This window comes from Halomonas rhizosphaerae (assembly GCF_030012485.1).
Lineage (GTDB): Bacteria > Pseudomonadota > Gammaproteobacteria > Pseudomonadales > Halomonadaceae > Halomonas > Halomonas rhizosphaerae.
The window spans coordinates 15,663-29,326 of sequence record NZ_JASCQQ010000032.1; the positions used below are offsets into that span (position 1 = coordinate 15,663).

12 protein-coding genes are annotated in these 13,664 nt (G+C 70.6%); 4 read left to right on the top strand and 8 right to left on the bottom strand.

Going from position 1 to position 13,664, the window contains the following annotated elements:
* Positions 1-42: 42 nt before the first annotated feature.
* Positions 43-963 carry an RNase adapter RapZ gene (rapZ, locus tag QLQ86_RS14725; protein WP_282733784.1) on the top strand — a complete coding sequence of 307 codons (921 nt, stop codon included), beginning with the start codon at positions 43-45 and terminating at the stop codon, positions 961-963.
* A gap of 3 nt (positions 964-966) precedes the next feature.
* Complete coding sequence (locus QLQ86_RS14730) at positions 967-1,236, top strand: HPr family phosphocarrier protein (RefSeq protein WP_282733783.1); 270 nt, start codon at positions 967-969, stop codon at positions 1,234-1,236.
* A gap of 5 nt (positions 1,237-1,241) precedes the next feature.
* Here QLQ86_RS14730 and pmbA read toward each other — a convergent pair whose 3' ends face one another.
* On the bottom strand, positions 1,242-2,582 hold the full coding sequence (gene pmbA / locus QLQ86_RS14735; protein WP_282817452.1) for a metalloprotease PmbA: 1,341 nt from the start codon (positions 2,580-2,582) through the stop codon (positions 1,242-1,244).
* Positions 2,583-2,702: 120 nt separating this feature from the next.
* Between pmbA and yjgA the strand changes: the two genes are divergently transcribed.
* Entirely contained in the window at positions 2,703-3,209 is a 507-nt protein-coding gene (gene yjgA / locus QLQ86_RS14740) for a ribosome biogenesis factor YjgA (protein WP_282733781.1), read from the top strand.
* 99 nt (positions 3,210-3,308) lie between these two features.
* On the opposite strand, the gene tldD is transcribed toward yjgA, so the two are convergent.
* Genes tldD through QLQ86_RS14775 form a run of 7 tightly spaced genes read right to left on the bottom strand, consistent with a single transcriptional unit; the run spans position 3,309 to position 13,195 of the window.
* Positions 3,309-4,763: a metalloprotease TldD gene (tldD, locus tag QLQ86_RS14745; RefSeq protein ID WP_282817453.1), complete on the bottom strand. Its 1,455-nt coding sequence runs from the start codon at positions 4,761-4,763 to the stop codon at positions 3,309-3,311.
* Positions 4,760-8,614 (bottom strand): YhdP family phospholipid transporter, encoded by a 3,855-nt coding sequence (locus QLQ86_RS14750; protein WP_282817454.1) that lies wholly within the window; start codon positions 8,612-8,614, stop codon positions 4,760-4,762. The genes tldD and QLQ86_RS14750 overlap by 4 nt, the downstream gene beginning before the upstream one ends.
* A gap of 4 nt (positions 8,615-8,618) precedes the next feature.
* The gene (gene rng, locus QLQ86_RS14755) at positions 8,619-10,082 is read right to left on the bottom strand and encodes a ribonuclease G (protein WP_282733778.1); all 1,464 of its coding nucleotides are present in this window, start codon (positions 10,080-10,082) and stop codon (positions 8,619-8,621) included.
* Positions 10,083-10,115: 33 nt separating this feature from the next.
* Positions 10,116-10,721, bottom strand: coding sequence for a Maf family protein (locus QLQ86_RS14760; protein WP_282733777.1), 606 nt, complete (start codon positions 10,719-10,721; stop codon positions 10,116-10,118).
* A gap of 17 nt (positions 10,722-10,738) precedes the next feature.
* Positions 10,739-11,227, bottom strand: a complete 489-nt coding sequence (gene mreD, locus QLQ86_RS14765) for a rod shape-determining protein MreD (RefSeq protein WP_282733776.1) — start codon at positions 11,225-11,227, stop codon at positions 10,739-10,741.
* Positions 11,227-12,099, bottom strand: coding sequence for a rod shape-determining protein MreC (mreC, locus tag QLQ86_RS14770; protein WP_407650106.1), 873 nt, complete (start codon positions 12,097-12,099; stop codon positions 11,227-11,229). The genes mreD and mreC overlap by 1 nt, the downstream gene beginning before the upstream one ends.
* Positions 12,100-12,157: 58 nt before the next feature.
* Positions 12,158-13,195 carry a rod shape-determining protein gene (locus QLQ86_RS14775; RefSeq protein ID WP_089846023.1) on the bottom strand — a complete coding sequence of 346 codons (1,038 nt, stop codon included), beginning with the start codon at positions 13,193-13,195 and terminating at the stop codon, positions 12,158-12,160.
* A 181-nt stretch (positions 13,196-13,376) separates the two neighbouring features.
* On the opposite strand from QLQ86_RS14775, the gene gatC reads away from it, so the two are divergent.
* Positions 13,377-13,664 (top strand): Asp-tRNA(Asn)/Glu-tRNA(Gln) amidotransferase subunit GatC, encoded by a 288-nt coding sequence (gatC, locus tag QLQ86_RS14780; RefSeq protein WP_282733775.1) that lies wholly within the window; start codon positions 13,377-13,379, stop codon positions 13,662-13,664.

Genomic DNA, 13,664 nt, shown 5'->3' on the forward strand with positions numbered 1-13,664 from the left:
CCCCTCGGGCCTGCCCGGCCATCCCACGACCAGGAGACCCGCATGCAGCTTGTGATCATCAGTGGCCGGTCAGGCTCCGGCAAGTCGATCGCGCTGCAGGCGCTGGAAGACCTGGGCTACTACGCCATCGACAACCTGCCGGCCATGCTGCTCGGTGCGCTCGTCGATGAACTGCAGGATGACCGCTCGCTGCGCTCCTCGATCGCCGTCAGCATCGATGCCCGCAACCTGCCCGCCGCCCTCGAGCGCTTTCCCGAGCTGCTCGAGGAACTGCGTGGCCGCCGGGTCGACTGCCAGGTGGTCTACCTGACCACCGACGCGCGCATTCTCCTCGAGCGCTACTCCCATACCCGCCGCCGACACCCCCTGACCCGCGGCAGCGACATGACCCTCGCCGAGGCGATCGATACCGAGGAGCAGTCTCTCTCCGAGATCCGCGACCTCGCCGACCTGGTGATCGACACCACGCGGCTCTCGGTGCACGAGCTCCGGGGGCGCATCACCGATCAGGTCGCCGGCCACCGGGCCGAGCGGATGACCCTGACCGTGGAATCCTTCGGCTTCAAGCGCGGGGTGCCACTGGACGCGGACATCGTCTTCGATGCCCGCTGCCTGCCCAACCCCTACTGGGATCCGGCGCTGCGCGATGCCACGGGACGCGATCCCAGCATCATCGCCTTCCTCGACGGCTACCCGATCGTTGCCGAGATGCTCGACGACATCCTCGCCTGGGTGGAGCGCTGGCTGCCACACTACCAGGCCAGTCAGCGCAGCTACCTCACCGTGGCCATCGGCTGCACCGGCGGCCAGCACCGCTCGGTCTACCTGGCCGAACGCCTGGCCGACCGGCTGGCGAACCGGCACGACGGGGTGCGGCTACGCCATCGTGAACTGGGGGTGCAGATCACCCTCCCCGCCGGCCAGGAGATGGCCGAGGACAACCCCGCCCAGGAAGGAACCTGACGCGTGCCGAGTCGCAAGCTGACCCTGACCAATCGGCGCGGCCTGCATGCCCGCGCCGCTACCAAGCTGGTGCAGTGCTGCCAGCCCTTCGACGCCCGGGTCACCGTGTGCCGCGGTGACCAGCAGGCCGACGCCGGCAACATCATGTCGCTGCTGATCCTGGCCGCCCCCTGCGGCACCGAGCTCGAGGTCTGCACCGAAGGGGAGGACGCCGAGGCGGCCCTCGAGGCGATCACGCGGCTCTTCGAGGCCCGCTTCGACGAGGACGGCTGAGGCCGTCAGCCCCCCGCCACCATCAACTCGTCGACCAGCCAGCTGCCGGTATGGATGCTGCCACGGGTATCGGTATCATCCCCGACGCCGACGAGGCCCTGGAACATCGTTTCCAGGTTACCGGCGATGGTGAACTCCTCCACCGGATGCCGGATCTCGCCGTCCTCGACCCAGAAGCCGGCGGCGCCACGGGAGTAGTCGCCGGTCACGCCGTTGACCCCCTGCCCCATCAGCTCGGTGACCAGCACGCCGCGGCCCATGCGGGCGAGCAGTGCCTCGCGGCTCTCCAGCGGCGCGGTGATGCGCAGGTTGCGCGCGCCCCCGGCATTGCCGGTGGTCTCGAGGCCCAGCCGCCGGGCACTGTAGGCCGAGAGCATGTAGCTGGCCAGGCGACCGTCGCGAACGAAGACATTGTCGCGGGTCTGCACCCCGTCGCCGTCGAACGGCGAGCTCGCCATGGCGCCGACTTCCATGGGCCGCTCGCCGAGGCTGAACCACTCCGGGAAGAGAGGGGTGTTCAGTCGGTCGCACAGAAAGGAGGCCTCTCGATAGAGGGCGCCCCCGGCAATTGCCCCCATCAGGTGGCCGACCAGGCCAGCGGCGAGGGTCGGATCGAAGAGCACCGGCATCCGCCCGGTGGCCGGTCGCCGGGCACCGAGTCGCCGCAAGGTGCGGCGCGCGGCACTCTCGCCCACCGCCTCGGCAGCGGCCAGGTCACCGGGTGCACGGGCGCTGGTGTAGTCGTAGTCCCGCTGCATGCCGTTCTCGTCCTCGGCAATCAGCATGCAGGAGAGCGAGTGGCGGCTGCCGCATTGGCTACCCAGGAAACCATGGCTGTTGGCGTAGGCGTGCACTCCCTCGCCGCTGGAGAGGCTGGCCCCGTCGGAGCTCTTGATGCCCGCCATGACCCGACCGGCCGACTCGCAGCGCAGCGCCAGATCGGTGGCCTCATCGATGGAGAGCGGCCAGGGATGGTGGACGTCGAGGTCGGGCAGCTCGGTGGCCATCAGTCGCGCGTCGGCCAGGCCCGAGGCCGGATCCTCGCCGGTGTGACGGGCGATCGCCAGGGCCTTCTCGACCACGGCACGCACCGAGGCCTCGCCGGCGTCGCTGGAGGAGGCGCTGCCCTTGCGCTGCCCCACATAGACGGTCACGGCGATCCCCTGGTCCCGGGACAGCTCGACCGTCTCCACCTCGCCCTCGCGGACACTGACGCCGACGCCCTGGTCGACGCTGGCCCCCACCTCGCAGGCATCGGCCCCCAGCCCACGGGCCAGGTCCAGGGCCATCCGGGCGCGACTCTCCAGCAGGGTCTGCTGCGCGGCGGCATCGAAAGCCTGTGTCATGAACGTCTCTCCTCACTCGGCCGGCCATCGGGCCGGCCCTGTCGATGGTGCATTGTCCAGCCCCGTGCCGCGGGCTGATATACTGGTGCGCAATTCGATCCCGACTGACGTGGAACCAGCATGACCCAGGATGACCTCTCCCCGGCCGACGAGCGGCCCAGCAAGTCCCAGCTCAAGCGCGAGATGCAGGCCCTGCAGCAGCTCGGCGAACAGATCATCGCCATGAGCGATGCCCAGCGCGCCCGCTTCCCGCTCTCCGACGACCTGCTGCGAGCCATCGAGGAGACGGGGCGCATCAAGGCCCGCGAGGCCCGCCGGCGCCACATGCAGTACGTCGGCAAGCTGATGCGCGGCGAGGACCTCGACGGCATCCAGGCGGTGTTCGACGAGATCGAGAACGAGACGCTGCGTCGTGACCATGCCTTCCACCGCCTGGAGGCGTGGCGCGACCGGCTGGTCGCCGAAGGCGACGAGGCCGTGGAGGCCTTCGTCAGCGAGTTTCCCGCGGTCGACCGCCAGGCCCTGCGCCAGCTGATCCGCAATGCCCGCCGCGAGCGGGACCAGGGGAAACCGCCAACCAACGCCCGCCGGCTGTTCCGGCTGATCCGCGACACCGCGGGCCTCTAGAGCCGGAAGCCGGAAGAGCGCTGCTTGCGGCTGGAAGCCGGCAGATACCGAGCCTTGACGGCTCTGGAACCTTCCAGCTTCCGGCTTCAAGCTTCCCGCTTATGACTGGGTGCCGCCCACGGTCAGCTCGTCGAGCTTCAGCGTGGGCTGGCCCACGCCCACCGGCACGCCCTGCCCCTCCTTGCCGCAGACGCCGATACCGGTGTCGAGTTCCATGTCGTGGCCGATCATCGAGACTCGGCCCATGGCCTCGGGGCCGTTGCCGATCAGGGTCGCCCCCTTCACCGGCGCGGTGATCCTGCCGTCCTCGATCAGGTAGGCTTCGCTGGCCGAGAAGACAAACTTGCCGGAGGTGATGTCCACCTGGCCGCCGCCGAAGCTCACCGCATAGAGGCCCCGCGACACGCTCTTCAGGATATCCGCGGGGGCGTCGCTGCCGGCGCGCATGTAGGTGTTGGTCATGCGCGGCATCGGCAGGTGGGCGAAGGACTCGCGCCGTGCGTTGCCGGTCGGCGCCATGCCCATCAGCCGGGCATTGAGCTTGTCCTGCATGTAGCCGGTCAGGATGCCGTCCTCGATCAGGGTGGTGCTCTGGCCCGGGGTCCCTTCGTCGTCGACGGAGAGCGAGCCGCGCCGGTCGACCAGGGTGGCATCGTCGACCACGGTGACGCCGCGCGAGGCGACCTGCTGGCCGATTCGCCCGGCGAAGGCCGAGCTGCCCTTGCGATTGAAGTCACCCTCCAACCCATGGCCCACCGCTTCGTGGAGCAGGATGCCCGGCCAGCCTGGGGCCAGTACCACCGGCATCTGGCCGGCCGGCGCCTCGACGGCCTCCAGGTTGACCAGTGCCTGCCTCACCGCTTCCCTGGCATAGCGCTCGGCGACGTTATCGTCGCGCAGCCGCACCATCGCGAAGCGGCCGCCACCGCCGGCGCTGCCCCGCTCGCGGCGCCCGTTGCGCACCGCGATCACGCTGACGTTGAAGCGCACCAGCGGGCGGATGTCCGCCGCCAGGGTGCCGTCGCTGGCACGCACCAGCACGACCTCGTGGACCCCCGTGAGCGAGGCGCTCACCTGGGATACCGAGGGGTCCGCCGCCCGGGCCACCCGGTCGGCGAGCTTGAGCATGGCGATCTTGTCCTCGGCAGAGAGGCCGGTGAGCGGGTCGACGCCAGCATAGCGGGCCTGGCTGGCCATGGCCACGCCCGGCGCCACCGCCAGCCGCTCGCCGCGGCGCACGATGCCGGCGGCGGTGCGTCCGGTCTCGGCCAGGGCATCGGCGGTGATCTGGTTGGAGTAGGCAAAGCCGGTCTTCTCGCCGGCCAGGGCGCGCACCCCGACGCCACCGTCGATGTTGTAGCTGGCTTCCTTGACCTCGCCGTCCTCGAGCACCCAGCCCTCGTGCCAGCTGCGCTGGAAATAGAGGTCGGCATAGTCGATGCCCGGGCCCATGGCGTGGCCGAGCCCGTCATCCAGGGCCGCGAGGTCGAGGCCGCCGGGCGTCAGCAGGACAGCGCTGGCCTCGTCGAGCATGGCGTGAGTCTGTGATGTCATTCGGCACTTTCCAGAGAGATCCGCGGTGAGGTCCAGGGGCCCTGCACGCGGTAGTGGATTCGGGTCACGCGGTCGATGGCTTCTCCGAACAGCTTGTCGGCGAGGAACAGGGCACCGCCGACCACCGGGGCGCCGGCCAGTACCGCCGCCAGCGGGAGATTGCTGCTCACCGGCACTGTGACGGCCAGGCGCTGGTCGAGTTCCCGACGCGCCAGGTCGACGCTGCCGTCCAGGGTGAAGCGGGTCGCCGGCCCCTCGATCTCCACCGGACCGCGGGTTTCCAGCACTCCACCATACAGGGTAGCGGCACCGGTGACACGATCGAAGGCGGTTCCCTGGCCGGTGACATCGGAGAAGTCGAGCCTCAGCCGGCGCAGCAGGTTGTCGACGTTGAGCAGGCCGACGACCCGCGCGGAGGGCGACTCGATGTTGACGAAACGCCCATCGCGAAGCGCCATCTCGAGACTGCCGCGGGAGCGTGCCAGGGCAAACTGCCAGGGGGCCCCCGGCCAGGCCAGTTGGCTCGTCACCCGGGTCTCGGCGCTGCGCACGGCGACCGGCTGGCCCAGCACCGCCAGGGCAGTGCCGAGGTCCCGGCCGTCCAGGTCGAGCCGCGCCCGGGTCAGGCTGTCCCCGGCCCCGCTCGCCTCCCACACCAGGTTGCCATGGGCGCTGATCTCCCCCAGCGTCAGGCCCAGGGGATCGACCACCAGCCGGTCGGCCGCCGACCGCCAGCGTCCGTTGAAGGGGCCGAGGCGCTGACCCTGCCAGGCGATCTCGGCGACCCGCAGCCGCCCGTCGGGCACGGCCTCCAGGCCCTCCGGCAAGGGGGTCGCCTCGGGCGGCACATCGAGTTCGTCCAGCAGCTGGCCACTGCCGCTGTCCGGCGGCACCAGGGCGTCCAGCAACAATCGCTCCAGCACGATATCCAGGGGGGCTTCGAGGGCGGGTCGATACGACAAGTGGCCGGTGGCCAGGCTACCGTCCAGGTCCAGCTCCCAGCCCCCGCTGCGCGCACCGCCCTCCACGACCAGCGACCCCAGGCAGCGTGACTGCACTTGCAGGCAATCGGTCTCGAAGACCAGCGACGAGAGGACTGCCGGGGCGGCACTATCTCCCTGACCGCGGCCGCCCCGGGCGACCAGCGGCGACAGGGCCCGGGCCCAGTCGGCCACCGGCAGGCGCGGCTGGTAGGCCTCGACGCGCCAGCCGGGCCCCCGGGGCCAGGCGTCCGGCTGCCGCCCCAGCCATGCCTGCCCTTGCCCGGAGGCGCCATCGTCGAGCTCGCGCCAGCGCAGACCCAGCCGATCGCCCAGGCGGCCATCCAGGCGCCCCCCGGTCAGGTCGAAGGTCAGCCGCAGGGGCAGGCGTGCCTCGCGGCGCTTGCCCAGCGGGTCCGGCAGGGCGATGGCCAGCCCCTCCAGGCCACTGTCGAGGCGCAGCGAGGCGCCCTCGTCGCCGATCGCCAGGCGGCCCTGCCAGGGCAGCTGGCCCTCGATCAGGCCGCCGAGGCCCGACATGCCGCTCCACTCGGCGATGGCCTGGGCCTCGGCCGTGCCGGCCAGGTCGAGCCCGCCGGCCAGGGTGTCGATATCGCTGCTCACGGGCCCGCCCAGCAGCCGCCCGGCCAGGCGCCCCTCCAGGCCGCCCTCCTCGCCGCGCTGATGCCAGGCGAGGGGCCCCTGGAGGTCACGGAACGTCAGCTCCAGGGGGTCATGGACCAGCCTGGCAAAGTCCGCCTCGGTGGCGATGTCCAGTTCCAGGGAGCCGGGCTCGCCCAGGGTCAGGGCCAGGTCCAGGGTACCGGACGCCCGGCCCTCGCCCTGCCACTCCTCCACTGCCGCCATGCCCTCCACGGGCAGCGCCAGCAGGTAGCGGCGCAGCGCCTCGGCGGAGGCATCGAGCCCGCCGCTCACCTCGAGCCGCTCGTCCGCCAGGCGGACCTCGCCGCCGCGCGCCTCGACCCCCAGGCTCTCGGCGCGGTCCACTTCCGCCGTCAGGGTCCCGTCGGCCATCCGCAGCCGACCGCCGACCCCCTCGAGGGCCGGCCAGCCGGGCGCGAAGGAGAGGCGCCCCTCCTCCACCTCCAGGGCCAGTTGCAGGACCGGCTCGACCTTCACGCCCTCACGACTCAAGGGCACATGGAGGCGCAGCGAGCCTTCGGGCACCCGGCCGGCGACCCCGTCGACCAGCCAGTCGGTGAGCTCCGGCCCCAGCACGCCCACCGGCAGCCAATCGACAAGGGGGGTCTCGATGGCGTCCACGTCGTGCAGGTCGAGCTGGAGACCGAAGCCGCCGCGCTGGCCACCCCCCACCGAGAGCCCGAAGCCTCCCTCGACCCGGGCCCCGTTCCAGTCGACCTCGAGCTCGCGCCCGCTGACGAAGCTGCGGGGGCCATCGTAGGCCCAGTCGATCACGCCGCTGGCGCGGGAGAGTGCCATCGGTGGGCCGAACACTCGCGGAAAGTGCAGCTGGCTGTCGCGCCCGGCGAACTCGACGTGGCCCCTGAGGTCCCGCGAGGTCACCCAGACATCCAGGGGGCCGCCCCCGGGAGCTTGCTGCCAGGGGGACACCGCCACCTCGCTGGCAGACGCCCGAGCGACCCAGTCGCCGCCCTCCCGGCCCAGTCCCAGGCCGCTGACCCGTCCGCGCGGGTCCAGGCTGTCGATCACCCGTGCCAGGGCCTCGGGCAGCGGCAGCCGGTCGCGCCAGGCGGCCAGGGCGCCGAGGTCGAACTCGCTGGTGTTGAGCCACCAGCCATCGTCACGGCTGCGGGCATGCCAGTAGCGAGGCACGGCCGGCCCCGTGGCCGCTGCGTCGCCATCCCCCTCGGGACGGGCCCAGTCGGCACTGCGCGCATCGCCCTCGAGCCAGGCCTGCCAGCCCGACGCCTCGCGCAGCCACTGGCCCCGGGCCGACACCCGATTGAGCACGATGGCAGGGGATGACGCCTCGTCGTCGGTGGACTCGGGCTGGGCCAGCGCCAGCAGGGGGGCCTCGACGTCGAGGCGCAGGTCGGCCAGGCGGCCGGCATGCCAGCGGCCCCAGAGACGCGCCTCGCCGCTGGCGGCCTCCAGGCGCAGGGCATCGCCATAGCCCAGCACCTCGGACAGCCCCAGCAGGCTGTCGAGCCGCATCTCGGCCTGCAGGGCCGCGCTGAAGTCGCGCAGCCCGGACGGCCCGGGGACCAGTTCCATCACCGCCCGGATGGCCTGCTCCCGCTGCCCTTCCACCAGCACCTCGCCCTCCAGGTGGGTACGGCGCGCATCCCCCGTCATCACCAATCGGGGCGCCTTGAGCACGGCACGCTTCTTGCGCCCATGCAGCACCAGGCTGACCTCCTCGACCCAGGCGCTCTGGCGCAGCAGCATGCCGACCCAGAAGTCGAGGCGCTCGAGGTCGAAGGTGGTCTCGGGGACCAGTTCGGGGGGAAGCTCCGCGGGGGCCGGCCAGTGCCAGCGTCCGGCCTGGTCCTGGTAGAGGTGCACGGTCACGCCCTGCACCCGGGCATCGGCCACCAGGGGCACGCCGGCGGCCAGGCTGCCGAGGCTGTCCAGGTGCAACTGTGCCTGCTCCACCTCGAGCAGCGGGACATGTCCCAGCCCTTCCCGGGAGCGGATCTGCAGGCCGTCGATCGCCAGGTGCGGGTCATAGCGTTGCAGGCCGGCCGTCAGCTCGTCCAGCTCCACCACCGCATTGAAGCGCGCTGAGAGCATGCGCTCCAGTCGCGGGGCCTGCGTCTCGAGCAGCACCGGCAGCAGGCGCAGCACCAGGACCAGCACCGCCAGCAGCGCCAGCAACAGCGCCACCAGGGTCAATAGCCAGCGAGCGACGAGGCGGGTCAGGGACATGGGCTCACATCAGCACGATGTCGTACTGCTCCTGGGAGTAGTGGGTCTCCACCTGGAAGCGGATCGGCTTGCCGATGAACTCCTCCAGGTCGGCCACCGCGGCGGACTCCTCGTCGAGCAGGCGATCCACCACCGCCTGGGAGGCCAGCACGGCATAGGTCTCGGCGCTGTAGGCCCGGTCCTCGCGCAGGATCTCGCGGAAGATCTCGTAGCAGACCGATTCCGGGGTCTTGAGGGTGCCGCGCCCCGCGCAGGTCGGACAGGGCTCGCACAGCGTCTGCTCCAGGCTCTCCCGGGTGCGCTTGCGGGTCAGCTGGACGAGGCCCAGTTCGGTGACGCCGGTGCACTTGGTCTTGGCGTGATCGCGTTCCAGCGACTTCTCGAGCATGCGCAGCACCTGGCGCTGGTGCTCCGGGTCGTCCATGTCGATGAAGTCGATGATGATGATGCCGCCGAGGTTGCGCAGCCGCAGCTGGCGGGCGATGGCGGTGGCGGCCTCGAGGTTGGTCTTGAAGATCGTCTCCTCGAGGTTTCGATGGCCCACGTAGCCGCCGGTGTTGACGTCGATGGTGGTCATCGCCTCGGTGGGATCGATGACGAGATACCCGCCCGACTTGAGCTGTACCTTGCGCCCCAGCGCCTTCTGGATCTCGTCCTCGACGCTGAACAGATCGAAGATCGGCCGCTCGCCGGCATAGTGCTCGATGCGCTCCACCGCCGCGGGCATGAACTCCTGGGCAAACTCGATCAACTTCACGTAGTTTTCCCGGGAGTCGATGCGCACCTTCTCGATGTCGTCGCGCATCACGTCACGCAGGGTGCGCATGAACAGCGGCAGGTCGTCGTAGACCACGCTGGGGGCCGGCGCGGTCACCTTGCGCTCGCTGACCCGCCGCCACAGGCGCAGCAGGAAGTGCATGTCGGCGGCGAGCTCCTCGACGCCGACGCCCTCGGCGGCGGTGCGCACGATGAAGCCGCCGGTCACCTCCAGCTGCTGGTCGGCACCGGCCGCCTCGACCAGACCGCGCAGCCGCTCGCGCTCCATCTCGTCCTCGATGCGCTGTGAGACCCCGTGGTGGGGGGAATCGGGCATGTAGACCAGGTAGCGCGAGGGCACCGAGAGGTGGGTGGTCAGCCGCGCCCCCTTGGAACCGATCGGGTCCTTGGTCACCTGCACCACCAGGGCCTGGCCCTCGTGGAGCAGCTGGGCGATGGAGACCTGCTCGTCGGCCGGCGTACCGGGGGGCATCACCTCGTGGGCGTGGATGAAGGCGGCGCGGTCGAGGCCGATGTCGACGAAGGCGGCCTGCATGCCCGGCAGCACGCGTACCACCTTGCCCTTGTAGATGTTGCCGACGATGCCGCGGCGCCGGGCCCGCTCGATGAAGGCCTCCTGCAGCACGCCGTTCTCCACCACGGCGACACGGGTTTCCATCGGCGTCAGGTTGATGAGTACTTCACCGCTCATGCGGAAATCCTTGTCCAGAAAAGTCTGCGGCCATTATGACATAGGCCCGATCGGCAGCGCCCCGTTCCAGAGCGGCACGCCCTGCCGGGCCAGCAGCTCGGCGGTCTCGAAGAGCGGCAGCCCCACCACCGCCGAGTGGCTGCCCTCGATGTGCTCGACGAACACCGCCGCCAGGCCCTGGATGGCATAGCCGCCGGCCTTGTCCGCCGGTTCCCCGGTGGCCCAGTAGGCGGCAAGCTCCGCATCGCTGATCGGGCGCAGGAAGACGCGGGTGGTCACGCAGGCCGCCAGCAGCCCGGCGGGGCCCGTGACCGCTACCCCGGTGAGCACCTCGTGGGCACGACCGGAAAGCCCTCGCAGCATGGCCGCGGCCTGCTCGTGCCCCGCCGGTTTGCCGAGGATCGCGCCATCACACACCACGGCGGTATCCGATCCCAGGGCGGGGAGCGCGGATAAGCGGGCACCGGCCAGCGCCTTCTCGCGGGCCAGGCGGAGCACATAGTCGTGCGCCGCCTCGCCGGATCTCGGCGTCTCGTCGATATCCACGGGACGCACCTCCACCGCCACGCCGATCGCGGCGAGCAGGTCGCGGCGGCGTGGCGAGGCAGAGGCCAGGCACAGCTCGGGATCAGGGGTCATGACGGCTCCGGGGCGGGTCAGTCGCGGGCGAGGCGGCGTCCCAGCGCCTCGAACAGGGTGGTCAGCCAGGGCCAGAGCACCGCCCCGATCAGCGCGGAGAGCAGGAAGGAGAGGTGCATCGAGGCGGGCCCGAAGAGGGTTCTTAGCCACTGCTCGGCCAGCTGGACCATGCCCAGCAGTACGAAGATCAGCACCGCCTGCTGGACCAGCGAATAGGCCCGGAAGCGCGCATAGACCAGGGCGCAGAGGAAGGCCAGCAGCGACAGCAGCAGGGCATTCTGTCCCAGCGGCGCACCCTCGATGAGATCCACCAGCAGGCCCAGCACGAAGCCGTGGAAGACACCGACCCGCAGCGGCTCGCGCATGCACCAGTAGATCAGCATCAGGCCCAGCCAGTCGGGACGCCACACCTGCCAGCCATCGGCCAGCGGCATCACCTGCAGGCACAGGGCCAGCAGCAGGGTCACCCAGATCCACAGCAAGTTGGCAGGCGGGGATGTGGCCATCAGGGCGTCTCCTCGTCGGACGCCGCCGTGCCGATGCGACGGGCCGCCTCGAGGGCCGGGGCAGCCAGTTCGCCTTCGGGGGGCGCGGCGGGCGGGTCGGGCGGAAACAGCAGCAGGAAGTGCCGCGAGCGCTGAAGCTGGGCCACCGGCGCGGCGGTGACCCGGGCGAAGGGCTGGCCCGGGTCGTGGACCACCTCCGATACCCTGGCCACCGGGTAGCCCGGCGGGAAGCGCCCGCCCAGCCCCGAGGTGGTCAGCAGGTCGCCCTCGCGGATATCGGCCGTGTCGGGCACATGCGTGACGTTGAGGGCATCGTAGCTGCCCGCCCCCTGGAGGACGAAGCGCAACCCGTTGCGATTGACCTGCACCGGCAGGGCATGGCTCGCATCGGCCAGCAGCAGCACCCGACTGGAATAGGCCGAGGTGGCGGTGATCTGGCCGACCAGTCCCGAGGCATCCAGCACCGGCTGGCCGACGTAGACGCCATCCCGGCGACCGCGGTCGATCACCATCTGGTGGGTGAAGGGATCGGGGTCCAGCGACAGCAGCTCGGCGGTGATGTAGGGCATGTCACGCTGGCGGGTGGCCGCGAGCAGTTCCCGCAGCCTCACGTTCTCGGCGGTCAGGCTCGCCATGCGCTGCACGCGGTGGGACAGCGTCAGGATCTGCTCGCGCAGGCGACGATTCTCGTCCACCAGGGCCCGCTGGTCGGAGAGTGCCAGCGAGGCCCAGTTGAGGACGTCACTGGGCAGGCTGACCAGCCACTGGATGGGCGCCACCAGGGTGGAGAGCTGGGCCCGCACGGGCTCCATGCGGGTGAAGCGCGTATCGGCGAACATCAGCGCCGAGGCCAGGATCACGCACAGCAGCATGCGATAGCCCGGCAGCGGTCCATGCGAGAACAGCGGCTTGATAGGGCGTCCCCCCGAGTCAGTCGCTGGACAGCAGCTCGAAGGTGTGCTGGTCGATCATCTCCAGGGCCTTGCCACCGCCGCGGGCCACGCAGGTCAGTGGGTCCTCGGCGACGATCACCGGTAGCCCGGTCTCCTCGGCGATCAGCTTGTCGAGGTCGCGCAGCAGCGCCCCGCCGCCGGTCAGCACCAGGCCGCGCTCGGCGATGTCCGAGGCGAGCTCGGGCGGCGACTGCTCGAGGGCGCTCTTCACCGCGGCGACGATGGAGCCGAGGGTCTCCTGGAGGGCGTCGAGGATCTCGTGGGAGTTGAGGGTGAAGCTGCGCGGGATGCCCTCGGCCAGGTTGCGGCCGCGCACGTCGATCTCGCGCAGCTCGCCGCCCGGATAGGCGCAGCCGATCTCCTCCTTGATGCGCTCGGCGGTGGCCTCGCCGATCAGGCTGCCGTAGTGGCGGCGCACGTAGGCGATGATCGCCTCGTCGAAGCGGTCACCGCCGACGCGGATGGATTCCGAGTAGACCACGCCGTTGAGCGAGATGATGGCGATCTCGCTGGTGCCGCCACCGATGTCGACGACCATCGAGCCCTGGGCCTCCTCCACCGGCAAGCCGGCACCGATGGCGGCCGCCATGGGCTCCTCGATCAGGAACACCTCGCGGGCCCCGGCGCCCTCGGCGGACTCCTTGATGGCCCGGCGCTCGACCTGGGTCGACATGCAGGGCACGCAGACCAGCACGCGGGGGCTCGGCGTCAGGAAAGTGCTCTGGTGCACCTTGCGGATGAAGTACTGCAGCATCTGCTCGGTGACGGTGAAGTCGGCGATCACGCCATCCTTCATCGGGCGGATGGCGGTGATGTTGCCGGGGGTCCGACCCAGCATGCGCTTGGCGTCGGCCCCCACCGCGGCCACGCTGCGCATGTTGCCGGACTGGCGAATCGCCACGACCGATGGCTCATCGAGCACGATGCCGCGACCGCGGACATAAATCAGCGTATTGGCCGTCCCCAGATCGATCGATAGATCGCTGGAAAACAGCCCCCTCAAGCGTTTGAACATGGAGTCGTTACCTAGTGCAGTCCGGGAACCCTGTGCGGACGCAAACGGTATCACCGCGGCCTACCGGCAGCAAGCAAAGTCCCGCGGCGCGCGGCATTCCCGGACCTGCCAGCGAGGCGGCGGATGTGGTACCTTCTGCGGTCATTTCCCAGACCCCACTGCCTGTCGAGGACATCCGATCATGGCGCTTGAACACGCAGACGTTCTCAGGGCCGCCCACCTGGCCCGGCTCGGCCTGGACGACGACGAGGCCGCCCACTACCTGGACGACCTGGGACGCATCCTGGCGATGGTCGACCAGCTCCAGACCCTGGACACCGAGGGGGTCGACCCGCTGGCTCACCCCCTGGAGACCACCCAGCGGCTGCGCGCCGACGAGGTCACCGAGACCGACCAGCGCGACCGCTTCCAGCGCTGTGCCCCGGCGGTGGAACAGGGCCTCTACCTGGTCCCGCGGGTCGTCGAATGA

Coding starts and splice junctions, on each gene's coding strand:
- rapZ (WP_282733784.1), top strand. CDS start 43: ATGCAGCTTGTGATCATCAGTGGCCGGTCAGGCTCCGGCAAGTCGATC.
- yjgA (WP_282733781.1), top strand. CDS start 2,703: ATGACCCAGGATGACCTCTCCCCGGCCGACGAGCGGCCCAGCAAGTCC.
- mreC (WP_407650106.1), bottom strand. CDS start 12,099: ATGCTGCTGTGCGTGATCCTGGCCTCGGCGCTGATGTTCGCCGATACG.
- QLQ86_RS14750 (WP_282817454.1), bottom strand. CDS start 8,614: ATGTCCCTGACCCGCCTCGTCGCTCGCTGGCTATTGACCCTGGTGGCG.
- pmbA (WP_282817452.1), bottom strand. CDS start 2,582: ATGACACAGGCTTTCGATGCCGCCGCGCAGCAGACCCTGCTGGAGAGT.
- QLQ86_RS14775 (WP_089846023.1), bottom strand. CDS start 13,195: ATGTTCAAACGCTTGAGGGGGCTGTTTTCCAGCGATCTATCGATCGAT.
- tldD (WP_282817453.1), bottom strand. CDS start 4,763: ATGACATCACAGACTCACGCCATGCTCGACGAGGCCAGCGCTGTCCTG.
- mreD (WP_282733776.1), bottom strand. CDS start 11,227: ATGGCCACATCCCCGCCTGCCAACTTGCTGTGGATCTGGGTGACCCTG.
- gatC (WP_282733775.1), top strand. CDS start 13,377: ATGGCGCTTGAACACGCAGACGTTCTCAGGGCCGCCCACCTGGCCCGG.
- rng (WP_282733778.1), bottom strand. CDS start 10,082: ATGAGCGGTGAAGTACTCATCAACCTGACGCCGATGGAAACCCGTGTC.
- QLQ86_RS14760 (WP_282733777.1), bottom strand. CDS start 10,721: ATGACCCCTGATCCCGAGCTGTGCCTGGCCTCTGCCTCGCCACGCCGC.